22 protein-coding genes and 1 pseudogene are annotated in these 19,324 nt (G+C 53.5%); 16 read left to right on the plus strand and 7 right to left on the minus strand.

The features are described 5' to 3' along the window. Positions 1 to 61: 61 nt before the first annotated feature. The gene (locus ACP7D9_RS13865; protein ID WP_019816895.1) at positions 62 to 268 is read right to left on the minus strand and encodes a co-regulatory protein PtrA N-terminal domain-containing protein; all 207 of its coding nucleotides are present in this window, start codon (positions 266 to 268) and stop codon (positions 62 to 64) included. Between the two features lie 383 nt (positions 269 to 651). On the opposite strand from ACP7D9_RS13865, the gene flgB reads away from it, so the two are divergent. Beyond that, on the plus strand, positions 652 to 1,065 hold the full coding sequence (gene flgB, locus ACP7D9_RS13870) for a flagellar basal body rod protein FlgB (RefSeq protein WP_019816894.1): 414 nt from the start codon (positions 652 to 654) through the stop codon (positions 1,063 to 1,065). 110 nt (positions 1,066 to 1,175) lie between these two features. On the opposite strand, the gene ACP7D9_RS13875 is transcribed toward flgB, so the two are convergent. Then, positions 1,176 to 1,376, minus strand: coding sequence for a heavy-metal-associated domain-containing protein (locus tag ACP7D9_RS13875; RefSeq protein ID WP_019816893.1), 201 nt, complete (start codon positions 1,374 to 1,376; stop codon positions 1,176 to 1,178). A gap of 361 nt (positions 1,377 to 1,737) precedes the next feature. Between ACP7D9_RS13875 and ACP7D9_RS13880 the strand changes: the two genes are divergently transcribed. Genes ACP7D9_RS13880 through ACP7D9_RS13895 form a run of 4 tightly spaced genes read left to right on the plus strand, consistent with a single transcriptional unit; the run spans position 1,738 to position 3,580 of the window. Next, positions 1,738 to 2,013 (plus strand): metal/formaldehyde-sensitive transcriptional repressor, encoded by a 276-nt coding sequence (locus ACP7D9_RS13880; RefSeq protein ID WP_019816892.1) that lies wholly within the window; start codon positions 1,738 to 1,740, stop codon positions 2,011 to 2,013. A 20-nt stretch (positions 2,014 to 2,033) separates the two neighbouring features. After that, positions 2,034 to 2,966: a CDF family Co(II)/Ni(II) efflux transporter DmeF gene (gene dmeF / locus ACP7D9_RS13885; RefSeq protein ID WP_019816891.1), complete on the plus strand. Its 933-nt coding sequence runs from the start codon at positions 2,034 to 2,036 to the stop codon at positions 2,964 to 2,966. A 39-nt stretch (positions 2,967 to 3,005) separates the two neighbouring features. After that, a complete protein-coding gene (locus ACP7D9_RS13890; protein ID WP_045061253.1) occupies positions 3,006 to 3,377 on the plus strand; it encodes a hypothetical protein in 372 nt (123 codons plus the stop codon). Positions 3,378 to 3,379: 2 nt separating this feature from the next. Further along, entirely contained in the window at positions 3,380 to 3,580 is a 201-nt protein-coding gene (locus ACP7D9_RS13895; RefSeq protein ID WP_019816980.1) for a DUF1289 domain-containing protein, read from the plus strand. Between the two features lie 20 nt (positions 3,581 to 3,600). On the opposite strand, the gene ACP7D9_RS13900 is transcribed toward ACP7D9_RS13895, so the two are convergent. From ACP7D9_RS13900 to ACP7D9_RS13910, 3 genes are all read right to left on the minus strand, one after another. Further along, positions 3,601 to 5,958, minus strand: a complete 2,358-nt coding sequence (locus ACP7D9_RS13900; protein ID WP_024014913.1) for a heavy metal translocating P-type ATPase — start codon at positions 5,956 to 5,958, stop codon at positions 3,601 to 3,603. Between the two features lie 180 nt (positions 5,959 to 6,138). After that, complete coding sequence (locus ACP7D9_RS13905) at positions 6,139 to 6,672, minus strand: cupredoxin domain-containing protein (RefSeq protein ID WP_019816982.1); 534 nt, start codon at positions 6,670 to 6,672, stop codon at positions 6,139 to 6,141. Between the two features lie 157 nt (positions 6,673 to 6,829). Next, the gene (locus ACP7D9_RS13910) at positions 6,830 to 7,183 is read right to left on the minus strand and encodes a co-regulatory protein PtrA N-terminal domain-containing protein (RefSeq protein WP_024014911.1); all 354 of its coding nucleotides are present in this window, start codon (positions 7,181 to 7,183) and stop codon (positions 6,830 to 6,832) included. A gap of 204 nt (positions 7,184 to 7,387) precedes the next feature. On the opposite strand from ACP7D9_RS13910, the gene ACP7D9_RS13915 reads away from it, so the two are divergent. The 5 genes and pseudogenes from ACP7D9_RS13915 to ACP7D9_RS13935 all read left to right on the plus strand — a co-directional run. Continuing rightward, complete coding sequence (locus ACP7D9_RS13915) at positions 7,388 to 8,074, plus strand: heavy metal response regulator transcription factor (RefSeq protein WP_019816984.1); 687 nt, start codon at positions 7,388 to 7,390, stop codon at positions 8,072 to 8,074. Further along, positions 8,074 to 9,462 (plus strand): heavy metal sensor histidine kinase, encoded by a 1,389-nt coding sequence (locus ACP7D9_RS13920; protein ID WP_019816985.1) that lies wholly within the window; start codon positions 8,074 to 8,076, stop codon positions 9,460 to 9,462. Before ACP7D9_RS13915 ends, ACP7D9_RS13920 begins: the two co-directional genes overlap by 1 nt. A 359-nt stretch (positions 9,463 to 9,821) precedes the next feature. Then, positions 9,822 to 10,205 (plus strand): copper homeostasis periplasmic binding protein CopC, encoded by a 384-nt coding sequence (copC, locus tag ACP7D9_RS13925; RefSeq protein ID WP_024014909.1) that lies wholly within the window; start codon positions 9,822 to 9,824, stop codon positions 10,203 to 10,205. Between the two features lie 3 nt (positions 10,206 to 10,208). Continuing rightward, a complete protein-coding gene (gene copD, locus ACP7D9_RS13930) occupies positions 10,209 to 11,147 on the plus strand; it encodes a copper homeostasis membrane protein CopD (RefSeq protein WP_019816987.1) in 939 nt (312 codons plus the stop codon). A 73-nt stretch (positions 11,148 to 11,220) separates the two neighbouring features. Beyond that, positions 11,221 to 11,444: pseudogene (locus ACP7D9_RS13935) on the plus strand (hypothetical protein); the annotation flags it as partial. Positions 11,445 to 11,734: 290 nt separating this feature from the next. On the opposite strand, the gene ACP7D9_RS13940 reads toward ACP7D9_RS13935, so the two are convergent. Further along, positions 11,735 to 12,142: a MerR family transcriptional regulator gene (locus ACP7D9_RS13940; RefSeq protein ID WP_019816989.1), complete on the minus strand. Its 408-nt coding sequence runs from the start codon at positions 12,140 to 12,142 to the stop codon at positions 11,735 to 11,737. Positions 12,143 to 13,055: 913 nt separating this feature from the next. Here ACP7D9_RS13940 and ACP7D9_RS13945 point away from each other — a divergent pair. From ACP7D9_RS13945 to ACP7D9_RS13955, 3 genes are all read left to right on the plus strand, one after another. After that, complete coding sequence (locus ACP7D9_RS13945; RefSeq protein WP_232392676.1) at positions 13,056 to 15,128, plus strand: heavy metal translocating P-type ATPase; 2,073 nt, start codon at positions 13,056 to 13,058, stop codon at positions 15,126 to 15,128. Positions 15,129 to 15,258: 130 nt separating this feature from the next. After that, on the plus strand, positions 15,259 to 15,762 hold the full coding sequence (gene lspA / locus ACP7D9_RS13950; RefSeq protein ID WP_019816991.1) for a signal peptidase II: 504 nt from the start codon (positions 15,259 to 15,261) through the stop codon (positions 15,760 to 15,762). Between the two features lie 143 nt (positions 15,763 to 15,905). Next, the gene (locus ACP7D9_RS13955; RefSeq protein WP_225568928.1) at positions 15,906 to 16,499 is read left to right on the plus strand and encodes a helix-turn-helix transcriptional regulator; all 594 of its coding nucleotides are present in this window, start codon (positions 15,906 to 15,908) and stop codon (positions 16,497 to 16,499) included. A gap of 56 nt (positions 16,500 to 16,555) precedes the next feature. Here ACP7D9_RS13955 and ACP7D9_RS13960 read toward each other — a convergent pair whose 3' ends face one another. Next, positions 16,556 to 17,449 (minus strand): cation transporter, encoded by an 894-nt coding sequence (locus tag ACP7D9_RS13960; protein WP_032872266.1) that lies wholly within the window; start codon positions 17,447 to 17,449, stop codon positions 16,556 to 16,558. A gap of 158 nt (positions 17,450 to 17,607) precedes the next feature. Here ACP7D9_RS13960 and ACP7D9_RS13965 point away from each other — a divergent pair, with 158 nt between their 5' ends. The 3 genes from ACP7D9_RS13965 (at position 17,608) to tnpB (ending at position 19,282) form a co-directional block, all read left to right on the plus strand. Then, complete coding sequence (locus ACP7D9_RS13965) at positions 17,608 to 18,480, plus strand: sterol desaturase family protein (protein WP_019816994.1); 873 nt, start codon at positions 17,608 to 17,610, stop codon at positions 18,478 to 18,480. 152 nt (positions 18,481 to 18,632) lie between these two features. Further along, positions 18,633 to 18,950 carry an IS66-like element accessory protein TnpA gene (gene tnpA, locus ACP7D9_RS13970; RefSeq protein WP_082069254.1) on the plus strand — a complete coding sequence of 106 codons (318 nt, stop codon included), beginning with the start codon at positions 18,633 to 18,635 and terminating at the stop codon, positions 18,948 to 18,950. After that, on the plus strand, positions 18,947 to 19,282 hold the full coding sequence (gene tnpB / locus ACP7D9_RS13975; protein ID WP_045062372.1) for an IS66 family insertion sequence element accessory protein TnpB: 336 nt from the start codon (positions 18,947 to 18,949) through the stop codon (positions 19,280 to 19,282). Before tnpA ends, tnpB begins: the two co-directional genes overlap by 4 nt. Positions 19,283 to 19,324 lie beyond the last annotated feature (42 nt).

Below are 19,324 nucleotides of genomic sequence, written 5' to 3' on the forward strand. Positions count from 1 at the left end.
TGCCACATCTAAACCACCTTCGTGATTACATTTCTGTCAGCTTGGCCGCGTGCCTGATCGTTCAGCAGTTTTTATGGTCCATCGCTTTGGCTTTGCTTTCAGCGACAGGCGGTTGAGCGCTCTGCGTTTGAGCTACCTGGTACGATTCCATCGAATTCGTCCTGGCCACTTCCATACGTGCGAAAGTCCGGTCACCACCGCCTTCAGCCATGGCCAGAGTGGAAACAGTCAGCGCTGCGACGACGAACAAGGTTTTGATGGTGTTCATATGGGCTACCTCAGATGTGTGAAAATATCCCCTCTGAATCACATCATGGATTGGACTCTTTGGGGGTGAGCAAAAGACTCAGTTGGACTATAAGAGACACCCCCTGTCAGGAAGCTTAGGCCAATATTACAGTTGTGTCAGTTTGGAATATTTTTCTTGAAGTACACGCTATTTAATACGTATGGTCTCCATCTTTTCGCATTGCGCGACTTTTATTGAATATAAGATTGAAGTGTAATCATTGCTTTGGGTTCCATTAATTCTCACGGAGGCGATGTTCTAGGTCTCTGCATTAAAATTAATAGGAGACTTGAATGCTCTGCTGCAACAGCTGGGTGTTCAATGATCAAAGAAGATAGTAATGCCACCGAGGGTGATTAATTGTGAGTATTAATTTTGAGAAAGCATTAGGCTCCGCAGAAAGAGCGTTAGTTTATCGTGGCCAAAGAGCTGAGATCTTAAGTAACAATATCGCGAACGCTGACACTCCGAACTTCAAAGCCCAAGACTTGGATTTTTCTACTGTGCTCGCCAGCCAAACCAAAGAACCTGCTACCACTGCGTTTTCTTTGAAAACAACAAACGCAAAGCATTTTCTTAAGAAAGAATCGGCGGTGGCTATATACGGGCGCGACTTGCTTTACAGCACGCCGGCTCAGCCTGCCTTGGACCAAAATACTGTCGATCAGCAGGTCGAGGTCGCGAAATACACGGAAAACGCGATACGTTTCGATGCCGCTTTTACTCGGCTAAATGGAGCATTCAAGGGTTTGCTCAAAGCTCTGCGCGGTGACTAGCAGCATAGGCGCATGCGAGCCAACTTTGGCCGATACAGCGGCTCAGGTACTTTCGGATTCAAAGGTATTCACCATCAGACGACGCTCTACTCAGGAGCAGGCGTCTCCATTCAATGGCTGATCTTGGAAGGAAAACCAACAGCCTCCACAGCTTTACGGAGCTGTTCAGCGTTTTCGCTACTTTCAACACTCACCTTACCGGTTGATCGATCGACGGAGACCGTAGCGTTGTCGTCCAGTGCCTGGATCGCTCTGGTGATTTTGCCGACGCAGCTGCCGCAACCAATGCCTGATACATCTAAGACGACCATGTGAATTACCCTCGTGCTGAGCGGTGTCTTTTCCCCGCAGCGACAGCATCGACGTTGACACCATGGCAAGGTCAACGATTATCTAATCAAAGCCGTGAGCGCAGATTTCGAGAAGTTTTACGGGACTTGACCACTCGGCTGCTAATTAGCTCGCTACCATTTGAACGGTTTCCAGGAGTGCGCCCTATTGTTCTCGTCGGTAAAGGTCGGCTAACGGCAACATTGCGGCTCTCTCGCTTGATCCAACGATTTTGTATGCCTCTCGTTTCGTCAACGGCTTTGATCTGTCCTCCCGCGAACCTTGCATAGGTATAGGGGGGAGGCCTATCATGCGACCCTATATAGGTAGGGGGGGTATAGCGTGGGTCATATCGCATCACACAAAGACGATCTTCTTAAACGTGTAAAACGTATTGCCGGGCAAATTCAAGCTGTTGAACGAGCATTGGAATCGGACTTCGACTGCGCCAAGACACTACATCTTGTTGCGGCCACTCGGGGTGCCATCAACGGGCTGATGGAGGAGATCATCGAGGATCACGCACGAGCACATGTCGCGAACCCCGCGCTCAGCGAAGAAGAGCGTAACAAGGGCGTCGAAGAGCTTCTTGAAGCTATCCGCCGGTACTCCAAGTGAATGCATCCAGGTAAACACGTATGAGCAGGACCGACATCGATTACACACACGACCACGTGTTTCTAGGCTCAGCGCACGACGAGAATGCCAAGCGTACGCTTTGGGTTGTAGCACTCACGGTGGTAATGATGATCGGGGAGATCACCGCCGGCTATATCACGGGTTCGATGGCGTTACTGGCCGATGGCTTCCACATGGCAACCCATGCCGGCGCATTGGGCATCGCGGCGGCCGCTTACGGATACGCAAAACGCCACGCTACCAGCCAGCGCTACAGTTTCGGTACAGGAAAGGTTGGAGACTTGGGCGGGTTCGCCTCGGCGCTGATTCTTGGCATGATTTCGTTGGGCATTGGCGTTGAATCGTTCATGCGTTTGTTGCAGCCAACACCGGTTCAGTTTGGCACCGCGACCCTCATCGCCGTTGTCGGTTTGCTCGTCAACATTGTCAGTGCCCTGCTGCTGGGTCATGGGCATGGGCATGGGCATGGACATGGACATGGGCACGACCACGATCACCCTCATGCCCACAACGGAAACGACAACAACTTGAGGTCCGCCTATGTCCACGTCGTTGCAGACGCGCTGACGTCGATTCTGGCCATCGCTGCCTTGCTTGCCGGTCGATATCTGGGTTGGGTGTGGCTCGACCCGGTCATGGGTATCGTCGGCGCTATCGTTATCGCGCGTTGGGCCTGGACCTTGATGGGGGTAACTGCGGGCGTGTTGCTCGATCAGACCGACGCGCACGTTGCCGAGGAAATCCGCGAACTCGTTGAGAAACCTGGTGGCGCTACCATTACAGACTTGCACGTTTGGAGGGTGGGACCTCAAGCGTGCGCGGCGATCGTCAGCGTTCTAGGTGAAGCCACTGTGAACGCCGAGAGCATTCGTGAGCGTCTCAAAACAGTTCACGAAGTCAGCCACCTGACCGTCGAGTTCCGGCAGACATGACTCAGCGCCTGTCCAGCACAACCTCTATAGGACACACCGATGCCGCCCGGTAAACGTGAACTGGCTCGGATCGAGCGCCAGTTGATCGTCACGCTCACCGACGCGTGCGAAACAGCAAAGGACGAGATAAAGGGGTTTATTTGGCTCACTCACACCGCTGACCTAAGTGCGTTGGCTGAAACCCTGAAGGTCATCTGGGTGTTCGAAACCCTGGCTGACAGGAAGCGGGCCGAGATTGACGCGAAGGCCCGCATCTTTGAGTTGACGGCGATCGCCTTGAAAGAGGCCAATCTTGACCTGCCTGTTTCAGACCGCAATGTCCGCTTTGACTCGGAGCAAGAGTGCCAACGCACGCACATAGGCGACTGGAAACGTCGCGTGGCTCAACTACATAAAGCTAAGGGGGACTGACCATGGCAAAAGAAATCGAGAATCCTTGTATCTCGGTTTGCCAACTCAGTGGTGATCTGTGTGTGAGCTGCGGGCGGAATAAGGAAGACATCAGAAAGTGGAAGCGCATGAAGCGGCCCGAAAAAATGGCCGCTGTGCAAAGGGCGAATGCGCGCTTAAAGGGATTGAAGAAAGCACATGGATCGCCATTCCCCCCGAGTTAAAACCGCTGCAATTTTGAAGGTCAGTCAACTCGGGTATTCCTCAGCCTCAATGCATTGAAAACTACCGACGCGGAACTGACGCTCATGGCTATGGCAGCGATCATTGGCGACAGGAGGTGTCCCGTCAATGGATAGAGCAAACCAGCGGCAAGAGGTATACCCATTGAGTTGTAGAGAAAAGCAAAGCCCAAATTCTGGCGCATGTTTTTAACTGTGGCGACCGAAAGAGCTCGTGCTCGTAAGATCCCCATCAGGTCACCTTTGACCAGCGTGAGTTGCGCGCTATTCATCGCCACGTCAGTCCCCGTTCCCATGGCTATCCCCACATCTGCTCGCGCCAGGGCCGGAGCATCGTTGATACCGTCACCTGCCATGGCCACTTTTCGCCCGTGTTGCTGTAGGTCTGCCACCAGACGTTCCTTGTCTTGGGGTTTGACTTCACCGTGGACCTCTTCAATCCCCATCTCCCTGGCGACAGCCCGAGCGGTAGTAAGCCCGTCCCCAGTAGCCATGATGATTTTCACGTTGTGAGCCTTAAGCTTGGTGACGGCCTCTTTTGAGGTTGGCTTGATCGGATCTGATACGGCCAACAAACCTGCCAATGCGCCGTCGACGGCGAGGTAGATAATACTGATGCCGTCAAGTCGCAACACCTCAGCGCGCTCTTGTAGGGAGTTGGTGCTCACGCCTGCGGCTTCCATCAACGCTGTGTTCCCCAGCTGGAGCTTCTTGCCATCGACAACGCCACTGACGCCGATACCCGAATCCGACTCAAAGGATTCGGGCTTGGTGAGCTTTATGTTCTCGGCTCGGGCGTGATCGACGATCGCATGTGCTAAAGGATGCTCACTGCCCTGATCAAGGCTGGCAGCCAGGTGAAGGACGTCGTCGGGATTGAAGGTGGGAGTGGCCTCCACGCTGTGAAACACGGGCCGTCCCTCTGTCAGGGTGCCTGTCTTGTCGACAATCAGCGTGTCGATTCTGCAAAGGCTTTCAATTGCACTGGCATCTCTGAACAAAACACCCATGCTGGCTGCTTTACCTGTCGACACCATGATCGACATAGGCGTAGCAAGTCCCAACGCACAGGGACAAGCGATGATCAGCACGGCGACAGCGTTGATTAGACCAAACACCCAACTGGGCTCAGGGCCGAAAAGCCCCCAACCGATAAATGTCATTATCGCAATCGCGATAACACCCATCACGAAGTAGCCGGCAATCGAGTCGGCCATTCGTTGCATCGGCGCCTTGGAACGCTGAGCTCTCGCGACCATCTGTACGATCTGGGACAGCATGGTTTCGGCACCGACCTTCTGGGCCTCCATCACCAGGCTCCCATGCGTATTCAGCGTGGCGCCGATCAGGCTATCTCCAGCTTTCTTCATTACCGGGACTGGCTCGCCAGTGAGCATCGACTCATCCACCGCACTTTCACCCTCAAGTACCGAACCATCAACTGGCACCTTTTCACCCGGTCTGACCCGTAAGTGGTCTCCCAGGTGCACATGTGTGAGAGGAATGTCTTCCTCCTGGCCATCGGCATTGATCCGGCGTGCAGTTTTGGGCGAAAGGCCGAGAAGAGACTTAATGGCGGCGGAAGTTTGTGATCGGGCTTTGAGCTCAAGGATCTGGCCAAGCAACGTGAGCGAGATGATGACCGCTGCCGCTTCGAAGTAAACGCCGATACGTCCATCTTGCATGAAATTGGAGGGAAAACTTTGGGGGAAGAGCGTTGCTATGACGCTGTACAGATAAGCTGCGGCGGTGCCCAACCCAATCAGAGTCCACATGTTGGGACTGCGATTTTTAACCGAGGCCAGTCCCCTTACAAAAAAAGGCCATCCTGCCCATAAGGTCACGGGTGTCGCCAGAGCGAACTCGATCCAGTTTTGAGCCGAACCATGAAGAAGTTGTAACGAGTGACCCGCCATCGCGAGCACGGTTACGACCACGGTTAAGGGCAGCGACCACCAGAAGCGGCGATTGAAATCCCGGAGTTCAGGATTTTCTTCTTCATCAAGCGCCGGCATGACAGGCTCTAGTGCCATGCCACATTTAGGACAGTTACCGGGCCCGGTCTGCCGTATTTCAGGATGCATCGGGCACGTAAATTCAGTGCCCGTTTGTACCGCAGACTCCGGCGTTGTGCTGCCTGACTCGTTGCGCACCACGTGGCCACTGTAGCGCTCAGGGTCCGCTCGAAACTTCTCCTGACATTTCAGGCTACAGAACCGATACGTCTGTCCTTGGTAAGTCTCAGCAAATTTACTCGACGAAGTGACTGCCATTCCACACACCGGGTCATGTAGATCAGCATCATCCCGGGAAGCAGCATGGGTGTGATTATGGTCGTGATGGCCAGAGGTGGTAGGCATGTCTATTCCCCTTGTAAGGTGCTACTAGAAATGAGCATATTCAGTACAACGCTGATTTGCGGCTCCACAGTGGTGCGGTGATGTTTCCGCACGGACCCCGGCTGAGAAGCGTTGCTATGTTACTTGCGACTTAGCGTAGCCAACTCTTGCGTCGGGCCGGCAGAAACAGCCGACTCCGGTTTATTTCAGATCAAATTCGCCGACCATTCCCGATTGGTAATGCCCCGGCACGTTGCAGGCAAACTGAAGCCCTGCACTGTCGTTGAAGGTCCAGATCAGCTCTTGGGTTGAGCCAGGCTCAATCAGGACACTGTTAGGGTCGTCATGCTCCATTGCGACCATCTTCATTCCGCCCATGCCGTGGCTCATGCCGCTCATCTTCCCGGTACCGGTAGGGCTTAATGTTCCGTTCTTGAACATGCTTGCCATTTCTTTCTGGTGTGCTGCATGAGCAGCGGCTTTGCCGATGTTGAACTCATGCAGCAGCGAACCCTCGTTGCGAAGGACAAAGCGGATTGTTTCACCAGGTTTTACGTCGATGCTTTTAGGCTTGAAAAAAATGTCGCCCATCTCGACCTCTACAGTGCGGGTAACGTCAGAGGCCACACCAGGCTGGCCTATGTCGTCTTGTCCATGCCCAGCATTAGCCATAGCCGTAGCAGCGAAAAAAAGGGTCATTGCTGCGATGAACGGGGTAGCGAGCGTAGTTTTCATGGTGACCTCAGGAATACGTGGGAACATTGGCTATGCTAATGATGCTCAGCTGCCAGCTAACTGACTTGGGCATTACTTCTTTGTCAGTTTTCTAAATAGATACGGCGTCCAATTGACGCCGCAACAAGATGCTGACAAGTACTTATCCTGGGGGCGTTTATTGATGGTTTTCTGAAAGCATCAATTTGTGCTCGCGCTGCATCTGGCGCAAAACGTCGTCAACAATTTTGTCGTGCTTCTCCATCCAGGCTAGATGCTGTTGGGGTGACATTGAGGCATCTGGGTGATCGTTGTGGAGCTGGCTCATGATGTCGCCAAGCATCTTCATGTGTTCTGCCATGTGGACGTGACGCTCTCCTTCAGGGGCTTGTTCAGCTTTCATCAACGTGGCCTCGGCCTTGTCGCGCAAACCTTCCATACGCTCAATCACACGATCTCCGCCGCTTTCAGCCCACACAGAAGCCGAGACCAGTATCGAGCTTACAAAAAACAGCATTTTCAGGTGGTTCATCGGGGTAGCTCCTCATGAGGGAATCCGACTTCCATACGATTCATCGCTCAGAGGTCGGTCGAGCACCAATGAAGTGCTCATGTCTGAACCCTAGCCAGCACTCGCTGACATCTACCTGAAGCCAAGATTACTTTTCTGTCAGTTGCTGGTTGGCTGCCAGTTTTCGTTGCAGACTCCGCTTAACCTTTATCTGAGAACGACCTCATGAGACTTCTTGTCGCTGAAGACGAACCAAAAATAGGTATCTATTTGCAGCAAGGGCTCAACGAGGCCGGGTTCAATGTCGACCGTTTCACGAATGGAAAAGAGGCGCTTCAGCACGCTTTGAGCGAAGCCTATGATCTGCTGATTCTCGACGTCATGATGCCGGGTTTGGATGGCTGGGAAGTCCTGCAGAAGGTGCGCGCTTCCGGGAAAGACGTCCCGGTGCTTTTTCTCACCGCCAGAGACCGCGTTGAAGACCGAGTGAAGGGACTTGAACTCGGTGCGGATGACTATCTGATCAAACCCTTCGCGTTTTCTGAATTGCTTGCTCGAGTCAGAACGCTGCTGCGTCGCGGTAGCAGCGCACCTTCGCAAACCTTTATGAAACTGGCTGACCTTGAAGTGGACCTGCTCAAGCGTCGAGCCATCCGAGGAGGCAAACGCATAGACCTTACGGCCAAAGAGTTCGCGTTGCTTGAGCTTCTGCTGCGTCGTCGAGGGGAGGTGCTGCCAAAGTCTCTTATCGCCTCCCAGGTTTGGGATATGAACTTCGACAGCGATACCAACGTTATCGAGGTTGCAGTGAGACGGCTCAGGGCCAAGATAGACGACGATTTTGAGGTCAAGTTGATTCATACCTCAAGGGGAATGGGTTACATGCTCGATGCACCAGATTCGGAGTCGTGATGAACCGGATGTCCCTGACGACTCGTATGAGTCTGATGTTTATGCTCGCGGTAACGGCCGTGCTCACGGTCGCCGGACTCAGTTTCAATAACCTCAGCCGGCATCATTTCAAGATGCTGGATCAGCAGGCATTGTACGAAAAACTCCACTCGACCCAGCGGATCTTGTCCGGGCTGAGCAACATCGATCAATTCAGCGAGGCTAAACCGGAGTTAGAAGCGCTGCTGGGCGCACACCGTGATTTGACTGCGCTTATCATCGATGGCGACGGCAAGGTGCTGTTTGCGGATCCCGGCCCGGTCGACGTTCCGAAGGCGTTTCGAACAACCACAAACACAACCGTCTGGGAATGGCGGGAGCAAGAGCAGATGTTCCGTGGTGTGACTGCGCAATCCGTAGTGACGGGACAAGAAAGGCCATTAACTGTCATGTTGATTTTTGACGTTACGCAGCATATGTCCTTTTTCGAGACGCTCGAACGATGGTTTTGGATAGGGTTGGTGATCAGCGCATTGGTCAGTGCTGCACTCGGCTGGATGGTAGCTAGCAGTGGCATGCGGCCTATCCGCCAGGTCACATGGGTTGCTGCCTCCATGTCAGCAAAATCACTCAAGGAGCGTATTCCCCTGGCACCCGTTCCGAAAGAGCTTCAACAGATGGTGTTGTCGTTCAACGCCATGTTATCCAGGCTCGACGATGCATTTGTCCGGTTATCCAACTTTTCGGCAGACATTGCCCACGAACTACGGACCCCCGTGAGCAACTTGATGACCCACACTGAAGTGGTGCTTTCGAGAAAAAGAAACATCGAGGACTACGAAGACAATTTGTACTCCAATCTTGATGACTTGAAGCGCATGAGCCGGATGATTGATGACATGCTTTTTCTGGCGAAATCTGACAATGGTCTAATTACGCACGAGAGCAAGCCAATAGACCTGGTGGCTGTCGTGGAAAAATTGCTTGAGTACTACCGCCTGTTGGCTGATGAACGAGGGATCGAGCTCAAGGTTTCAGGACGGGGGAGCGTGCGAGGTGATGTTCTTATGCTCCACCGAGCGATTTCCAATCTGCTCTCAAATGCGCTGCGCTACACCTATGAAGGGACGTCAATCAGTGTCGATATTCAGCACAAGGATGCGTCGGTAACGGTTGTCGTGGAAAACTATGGTGAGCCCATTGCCCCCGAACACCTTGAAAAGCTGTTTGATCGTTTTTATCGCGTGGACCCAGCGCGGCGAGAAGGAAGTCCGAGCAACGCAGGGCTAGGTCTGTCAATTACCCGATCAATTGTCGAAGCGCACAATGGCAAGATCTGGTGTACGTCAGGCGACGGGAAAACGGCTTTTCATCTTGAGTTTCCGGCCGTCGATTCCACGGTTAGCTGAGCGACAAAACATTGGGACCAACGACGTCTTGGCGTTCTGCGTTTGCTACGCCTCTGCGGATTTTTCAAAGTGATTGAGCTCCCCTGTCCTGCGGTACGCCGTGTCTTTTCCAGGTCTTGCTACGCTCAACGATTAGATGCCAAACATCGGATCAAGCTGACTGAAATGTAATCGAACAGTTTGTGATCGTGTGGCATCGTGTTCTCGCACTGTGACGTTAGGGCTAGCGAGTTTCTCCTGTTCAACCTGGCGAAGAGGACGGGGGCTCCAAGTTAATCAACAGTGGTTTTTAAAGAAATTAAAAACTAGTTCCTCCCAAAAAACCTCGAATCAACAGCGCTTGCTGTGAGGAGTCTTGCATGTCATTCCTTAAAACTACGTCCGTGGCTGTTGCAATCACTGCTGGTTTGCTTCTGAGTGCAGTGGCCCAGGCACATCCAAAACTACTTTCTTCCACTCCGGCAGAAGGCTCGGATGCGGCGGCTCCGTCGAAAATCGAACTGCATTTTTCTGAGAATCTCACCACTCAGTTCTCCGGTGCAAAGCTGATCATGACCGACATGCCAGGCATGCCTAACTCACCCATGGGTGTAAAGGCCGCCGTCGCTGCTGGTGGTGATCCGAAAACCATGGTGATTACGCCGGCTGCACCGCTGACCACCGGCACCTACAAAGTTGAATGGCGTGCAGTGTCTTCGGACACCCACCCGATCACCGGCAACTTTTCATTCAAAGTGAAATAATCCATGAGCGACTCATTAAATATCGTGGTTCGCTTTGCTCTCTATTTTGACCTGATGTTGTTATTTGGACTGGCCATATTTGGCTTGTACAGCCTCAGGGGAAAGGAAAGGGTATCGGGCACGGTCTTGAACTTTGAGTCGCTTCTCTACGGTACTTCTGTTGCAGGTGTAGTTCTGTCCCTTGCTGCGATGTTGTTGCTTGCAAAAGCAATGAGCGGTGTATCGGAGCTTATGGAGCTACATCACCACATTTTTGAAATGGTCATCATGGGCACCGACGTTGGGCTGACCTGGATGGTTCGGATAGCCGCCTTGGTGGGGGCAATTCTGGGCGTCGCGTTGAATAAACGATATCCGACACCCAGCCTCTGGATCGTCACCGTCTGTGGAGCAATCGCGTTGGCCACGCTAGCCTGGACGGGGCATGGTGCCATGGACGAAGGCAGCCGCCGCTACTGGCATTTTCTCAGCGACATTTTCCATTTATTAGCGGCAGGTGGCTGGTTGGGTGCTCTAGCGGCCTTCGCTCTACTGCTACGGTTGAAATCGCTGAAGGGTGAGGAGGAAGCACGTATTCTTGCCCGCGTGCTGACTGGCTTTGAGTCGGCCGGCGGTGTGATTGTTGCGATCATAAGCGTTACGGGAGTAGTAAATTACCTTTTCATCGTCGGTCCCAACCTTGATGAGGTCATGCTCAGTACCTATGGCCAGTTGCTGTTTTTGAAGATCCTGCTCTTTGCCGGGATGATCGTTTTAGCGACGCTGAACCGCTTTCACTTAAGCCCGCTATTGGAGCGCTCGGTTCGCAATGGTCAATACTCTGTAGCGGTCAATGCCTTGCGCCGCAGCATGAAATTCGAATTCCTGATGGCAATCCTCATCATCTGTCTTGTCGCATGGTTAGGCACGCTAAGTCCTGAAATGGAAATGAGCGCGCAATAGAGGTTTCTGGCAGCTAACCCAGAAGCCTGGAGCGTGATTGTTAGCACCATTTCTACTGGCTACACTTCAGCCCATGACACGCTGTCTACGGCTTTGCCTGATTTTCCTGATTAGCCTGGCGCTTCCCCTCAGCGGGATGGCGGGTGTTCAAGCGCCGGAGAGCCATGTCCAATGAAACCCTTGGATGGCGGATGACAACATGGGCCAACGCTGCCGCCGTGACATGAAGTCCCCCGAACTCGGTGAACCCCGTAAGCCGAGCAAGGGTGCAAAACAGGCGGTAAGCTGCACATTTCAAAGCGGCAATGAATTTACCCTGTCGCACGGTTAAGCACTTTGCGTCAGAAATTTAATAAGCACGGAGGTGTCGGTGGTTCAATAATGATAACTGAGCACGGTTAACTTAGAGCTATTACCATCGATTTTCCCACATGTCGCCGCATGCGGTTTTAATGGGATGGCAAATTTGCGAACCACAGGACAATCCTAAGGCACGCATCCTGAAATAAACCAAGATAGCGGACTTTATTGCACAATGACGATTCTCACCTCGTACAATCTCTACGCACATGGAGTCTTTTGCCGCGTTAACTACGATTCGACAATGATTCAATGATGCGACATTGCTCTATAACACCACCGTGGCAGCAAACACTCAGTCGTGTCAGTTCGGCTTCTAAACCTCGTAAGTCCTGAATACGGATTCGAACTTGTTGGAGTTGCCCTTGCACTTTCGCATCCACAGCGGCGCAGGAAGCGTCGCGTCGGTCAGCCAGGCCGAGTAGATCGCGAATGTCATCGACGCTGAACCCAAGCGCGCGGCTGCGACGGATAAACAGCAGCCGGTTGCGCTCTTCATCTGTGTAAAAGCGATAACCCGACGGTGATCTTCCAGCAGAAGGCAGCAGCCCTGACTGCTCGTAATAGCGGATGGTTACGGCTTTGGTATCGGTCAGCTTCGCCAAGGCACCGATCGTGTACGTGGGCGCATTCATTTCTCTTGACCCTATAGTTGCTGGAATCCTCATTCTACTCGCGTCAGGCAACAAGCAAATCCTTGCTCACCGTTCTACCGATCGCCAGGCCTCTGATCGATGAAAACCCTCCCCGCCGATCTCTTCAACTCGAGTTTGGACGCTTTGCTCTGCACATGGCTGCTTACCTTCGTAGCAGAGCTTCTGTGCTGCTCGTCGGCCGCCGCATAGGGCAAGTGCCCTGTGTGCTTTGCTGTGAGGACGGGATGCCGCCTGATATTAGCGTCACGAAATAGGACGCCGTTGATGCCAACACCGTAGGCGCGAGGGGAAGCAGCATTTCCTATCTACTACCGGCCACTTACTCACTGTGATCACGTTGAACATGAATGGTCGCTGGTGGATGCCTTAAGGCATCGAAGAATCTCTTGACCTTATAGTGGCTATAAGGTGTTCACTCTCGCCATGAAAAGCGGAGAGCGTTCTCATGAAAAACTGTTGCGGTGACGAGCAAGCACCAAAAAAGCCAGCGGGCGTGGACGTTTTTGACCCTGTCGCATCCGGGAGCTGCTGTGCGACTTCCGCAACATCGGGTGAAGACGAAACCGATCGAGATCGAACTACCAGTTGCTGTTCTTCTAAGACCTCGGACGTGAATCCTGCGCTTTCAACAACCAAAAGTGCGGATGGCTGCTCTGCTGGAGGCAACGGCGGAAAGACAAGCTGCTCCACTTCATCTCCGACATCTTCTCAATATCCACCTACCGAACCGAACGAGCCCACCACCTCGGTTGTTACCGATGCATGTTGCTCTGCATCTGGAACGGATGGCCCAAGCGCGTGCCCATCCAAAGTGTCATCAGCCGTTGTCAACGACACGGCTCGCTTGAGTCGTTTCCGGATTGGGCAAATGTGCTGTCCTACCGAGCAGGCGATGATTGAGGGCAAGCTTGCAAAGATGCCTGGAATTCAGAAATTGGAATTCAACATGATGAACCGTACTCTAGGTGTCTGGCACGAATTGCCACATACCCTGGGAATCGAAGCGGCCGTGTCATCGCTTGGTATGCAGGCGGAACCGTTGAATGGCGCGGTCGACGTACCAGGCGCGGATAAGCAGCAAAGCCAGTTTGAAGCTGAATCACTGCGCAAAAGCACCTGGTGGCCGTTAGCGCTGTCTGGTATTGCTGCGGTAGGCGCGGAAATTTTGCATTTCACCCAGGCAGCCCCCGAATGGGTGATTGCTGCTGTAGCTTTAATCTCGGTAGCACTCTGCGGGCCCGCGACTTACAAGAAAGGTTGGATCTCTCTCAAAAATTTCAATCTCAACATAAACGCGTTGATGAGCATTGCGGTGACGGGAGCGGTCCTGATTGGGCAGTGGCCAGAAGCGGCGATGGTCATGTTTTTATTTACTGTTGCCGAATTGGTTGAGGCCAAGTCGTTGGATCGTGCACGCAATGCGATCAAAGGACTGATGGACTTGACCCCAAATCATGCAACGGTGCGCCAGGCAGACGGCAGTTGGCTGGACGTAGATGTCAAAACCGTCCAGATCAGCTCCTTGGTTCGAGTTCGCCCCGGCGAGCGCATTGGTCTGGATGGCAACGTGATCTCCGGCAACTCTACCGTAAACCAAGCCCCTATCACCGGGGAAAGCTTGCCCATCGAGAAAGCTGTCGGTGACCCTGTTTATGCCGGCTCGATCAATGAGTCCGGTTCCTTCGAGTACCGCGTGACGGCTGAGGCCAGCAATACGACACTGGCCCGGATTATTCATGCTGTGGAGGAAGCCCAAGGTTCACGCGCCCCGATCCAGCGGGTCGTCGATAAGTTCGCCAAGGTTTATACGCCATCGGTGTTTTTCTTCGCCCTTGCCGTTGCGATATTCCCGCCCCTGTTTATGGCCGGATTATGGGCTGACTGGATTTATCGGGCGCTGGTGCTTCTGGTAGTCGCTTGCCCTTGCGCACTGGTGATTTCGACCCCGGTGACCATTGTAAGCGGCCTCGCGGCAGCGGCGCGAAAAGGCATTTTAATCAAGGGCGGGGCGTACCTGGAAAGCGGTCGCAAGATCACCCATCTGGCCTTGGATAAAACTGGGACCATTACCCATGGCAAGCCCGTACAGACCGATTTCCTGCCTCTAGCTGATGGATTATCTAGAGATTATCGCATTGCCGCCGCGAGCCTTGCCCAACGTTCGGATCATCCGGTTTCGCGGGCTATTGCCAAACAAACGGCCCAGCAATCGCTGCGGTTGCTGGAAGTGGATAACTTCGAAGCGCTGCTGGGCCGAGGGGTCCGCGGCGAGATCGAGGGTAAGCGCTACCAGTTGGGTAACCATCGTTTGTTGGAGGAGTTGGGGTTCTGCTCACCTAATACCGAAGCCGCCCTGGGCCACCTTGAGCGGCAAGGGAAAACTGTAGTCATTCTGTCCGATGACAAACGGGCGCTGGCGTTGTTTGCAGTCGCCGATACGGTAAAAGCCACCAGCCGAGCCGCAATCGAGGAGCTTCACGCGTTAGGTGTGAAGACTGTGATGTTGACAGGGGACAACCCACATACCGCGCTGGCAATTGCCGCGCAGGTAAACATTGACGAGGCCAAGGGCAATCTCCTACCGATCGATAAGCTCAAAGCCATCGAAGCCTTGATCGATCATAAAGGCACCGTCGGCATGGTCGGTGACGGAATAAACGATGCCCCTGCGCTTGCTCGGGCTGATGTGGGCTTCGCGATGGGGGCAGCTGGCACCGATACGGCGATCGAGACTGCTGACGTAGCAATCATGGATGATGATTTGCGCAAGATTCCTGCCTTCATTCGTCTCTCCCGCCAGACCGGAGCAGTACTTACGCAAAACATTGCGCTCGCGCTGGGCGTTAAAGCCATCTTCCTAGCCGTTACGCTCACTGGTCACGCTACGATGTGGATGGCGGTATTCGCGGATATGGGGGTAAGCCTGTTGGTAGTACTGAATGGCCTGCGCTTGCTGCGCAAATGATACGGACACGATGCCTGCTTTGCTGTTCCAAGACCTGGATCCCAGTGGGTGATACCGCACGAGCAAGAGTCAGTGCTTTTCAAAAAATACCAGTTTCAGATGTACTGGAACGGTTACTACGGAATAGCCAATGAACGGTTTCCCAATGACAGCTCGTGTACAGCCGCCTACTTTGTGGTGGGGAATTGCAGCGGTCCTGGCGTTGATCGATCAAAGTCTAAAGCTTGGCGTCGAGCACCTTTATGAGCTGGGCTCATCGGTCGCCGTAGGCTCATTTTTCAACATAGTGCATGCACGCAATACCGGCGCCGCGTTCAGCTTCTTGGCTGACGCTGGAGGCTGGCAGCGTTACCTTTTCGTTGTTGTTGCGCTAGCCGTAGCATTGACGCTCGTCGCGATCCTTCAACGGGAACGTCACTGGAGCGAAGCCTTGGGCTATTGTCTCGTTTTGGGTGGGGCTGTTGGCAATCTTATCGACCGTTCTTTGCGAGGCTTTGTCGTGGACTATCTGGATTTTCACTATCAAGGCTGGCACTGGCCCGCGTTTAATCTCGCAGATATATGTATTGTCAGCGGCGCATCGTTTTTATTGGTCATAAGCGTGATTAGCCCCGCGTCGCCAAGCAAACGTTGACGATGGAGCGCCACCTTCCAGTACGTGTCCTAAGGTGGTCTGGTCGCGCATGGCTAACGCCTGGGTTAGCGGTTTTTGCTGGGCATGCTGGTCATCAAGATTGGCATCAGCATCAGGCTCACCAAATAGCTATAGGTATCGACGTGCCTGTAACAGTGGAATGCCTGCCGCGTCAGCACACCGAGTTTGCAGTGTTTATTCCAGCCGGTGTTCGGCATCGAATCAGCGGAGCCCTCATCGTTTCAATCTACTTGGACGTCTTGGCAGAAGAGGGCCAGGTTTTGCCGAAGACCATGACGCCGATTCCGATCAATATCGCCCCGGCTGACGCCGCACTAATTGCTGACTCCTTGAAGGCAGGCGCGGGAGACACTCGGTCCGCAGTGCGAAAAGCCCTACAGATAACCGATGCACCTCCAGTCGCCGATCCTCGCCTGGCAATAGTCAGCACGGCCATTTACCAGGGCATGGTACGACGTGAAGAGTTGGCAGCACTGGTACACCTGTCCCCAACTCGATTCTCGCATTGGTTCGTGGAACAAACCGGTTTGCCGCTGCGTAGCTATGCTAAATGGCTACGACTGACCCAAGCTGTTCGACATCTGGCATCCGGAGAACCTATAACCACCGCTGCGCACGCGTCAGGCTTCTCCGACTCAGCCCACTTTTCCAGAACCTTTCGCTCGCTGTTGGGTATAGATCCCTCATCGGCGCTCGCCGAAGTGAGCTTGCATTAAGCGACTAGGTTAGAGGCTTGCGGCCTTAGCTACAGGCCGCTCGCCGATTGGAATAGTTAAGCTTTTAGAGCCAGGATTCGACGTGCGCCGTTCAAAACGATCAGGCCAACGACCGTACCAATCACCAAGTCTGGGTACGGAGACCCTGTCCAAGCGACCAATGCTCCTGCAGCGATTACGCCAACGTTCGCAATCACATCGTTGGCTGAGAAAATCCAACTCGCTTTCATGTGTGCTCCTCCTTCGCGGTGGCTGTAGATCAGCCACAGGCAAGTGACGTTTGCCACCAGCGCGACGGCGCCTATCCCCATCATCAGCATCGATTCAGGTTCACTGCCATAGAGAAAGCGTCGAGCAACTTCCAAAAGCACACCCAAAGCTAGAATGATCTGAAACATACCTGCCAGGTGTGCTGCACGTACTTGCATTCCCGCGCTGCGGCCGACCGCAAAGAGGGCCAGCCCGTAAACGGCCGCATCAGCAAACATGTCCAGCGAGTCGGCAATCAGCCCCGTCGATTGGGCAATCAGGCCAGCACTCATTTCGGCGAGAAACATTGCACCATTGATGCCGAGCAATATTTTTAATGTGCTGGCTTCCTTTGAAGCGTTTTGCTCTTCATTGGCACTGTTGGCTGATACGGACTCTGGGCTGATGGGCTGCGTATCTAATAGCCTTGCCCCCAAGCCAAGTGACTCCAACTTGGTAGCGATCTGCTCTACGGCCCCTTCGTGAAAAACACTCACCTGTCTACCGGATAGGTCAAAAGAAAGTGAAGCTATTTCCTGCAAGCCATTCAGCGCGAGTCTGATCATCCGTTCTTCGGAAGGACAGTCCATTTTTGGTACTGAAAATTTGCTGATCCATGTCCCTTCATTTAATGGCTTAGCTGCTGCTTCTGGGCCTGCTGAAGCCGGGCCACAGCCACAGGATTTGTCACACGAACTCATGGGGCCGCTCCTCTAAATACACTTGATCCTGTCGATTACAAACCTTCTAGCCGCTATAAGGTCAAGCGAGGATATTCATCATTCGATTGTAGCTCTTTCGTTCAATCCAAACGCCAGCCTGTGACTTATCGTCTTCGCTTCCTAAAAGGAGGTGAGCGATGATCATTATTTTCCGATACGTCATACGTTGGATGAGCTATCCGCTCATATTTGGTGGCACCGCTGCGTTCATGGTTTGGGCGCTTTACACCGGGATTCCGCCATGGCCCACAACACTCCTGATCGCTATTGTGAGCTTGTTCACGATCGCCGCGCTGGAGCAATTCCAACCCTTTCGTCAATCCTGGCTCGAAGATCATCAAGACACCTCGACCGATTTATTGCATATGCTGGTCAACCTTTCTGTCATTCAGTTCACTGCTGAAGTCCTCGCCAAGCTTGGCGATGCGGTGCCGGCATCAGTTCGCCTTTTTCCCAGCGAGAGTCCCCTCTGGTTACAGCTGGTTCTGGTCGCAACCGTCCTCGATTTAAGCCTGTATGTCATGCATCGCATCAGCCATCGGGTGCATTGGCTGTGGCGTATGCACATGATTCATCACAGCGCTGATCGCCTTTATTGGATGAATGGGGAGCGCAGACATCCGCTGCATGCGGCGCTAATGGCCGGACCGGGGCTGGTGGTTCTGCTCGCCTCAGGTGCGCCGTCGGCCGTTATCGCGACTTGGTTCAGCATCTTGACCGTTCATTTAGCCTTCCAGCATTCGAACCTGGACTACTCGTTGGGCTGGTTACGCAACGTGATTGGAGTCGCCGAGACACATCGCTGGCACCATAAGCGAGAGTTCGAAGATGCCCAGGTCAACTTCGGAGAGTTTTTACTTATTTGGGATCACCTATTTGGAACCTTCTATGACGCAGCAAACAAGCTCGGTGATGCGCAGGTAGGGCTAAAAGAGCGAGACTTTCCAACAGGCTATCGTGCGCAGCTAATCGCGCCGTTTAGGCGCAAGCCTCAGAACCATATGATCTGAAGTTGCGTACCACGAAACGCCTATTCGCGCATTTACTGCCATGTGTTGTAGGGTAAGCGTCCAGCCAACACACCTTCCGAACTCCAGCATTAAGGGCGATGGTGTCCGCGTATTTTTAAGCGGACGCGATCGCCCTTAACGTCAGGATTTCCATGCGCCAACGAAGCTCTTACCCGAAACCCTTCAAGGCCCAGGTTGTTCAGGAATGCCTGCAACCGGGCGCAACCCTATCCAGCGTTGCCATCAGCCACGGCATCAACGCCAACGTTATCCGCAAGTGGCTACCGCTTTATCGAGATCAGTCGCCAGCGGCGTTGCCAGCTTTCATTCCATTGAGAGCTACGCCCAAACGGCAAACGGAAGCGTTGGCGGTTATTGAGCTGCCATTTGGCGAGCAATCGATCTCAGTGAAATGGCCAACGTCCGATCCTGAAGGCTGCGCCCGCTTTGTCCGTGGGCTCACTCAATGATTCGCATCGATGCCATCTGGCTCGCCACCGACCCCATGGACATGCGTGCCGGCACTGAAACTGCGCTGGCCAGGGTGATCGCGGTGTTCGGTGCGGCGAAGCCGCACTGCGCTTATCTGTTCGCCAACCGCCGCGCCACTCGTATGAAAGTGCTGGTGCATGATGGGATTGGCGTCTGGCTGGCTGCTCGCCGGTTGAACCAAGGCAAGTTTCACTGGCCCGGCATTCGTAATGGCTACGAGATAGAGCTGGATGCTGAGCAACTTCAAGCGTTGGTGCTCGGCCTACCTTGGCAGCGTGTTGGGGTTGGCGGTGCAATCACACTGCTTTAAAAAGCTGTAATTAGCGCCTTGGCCTACTGCCGCAAGCGACCT

The organism is Pseudomonas sp. TSRC2-2 (genome assembly GCF_049897785.1).
In the GTDB taxonomy this organism is placed as follows: Bacteria; Pseudomonadota; Gammaproteobacteria; order Pseudomonadales; family Pseudomonadaceae; genus Aquipseudomonas.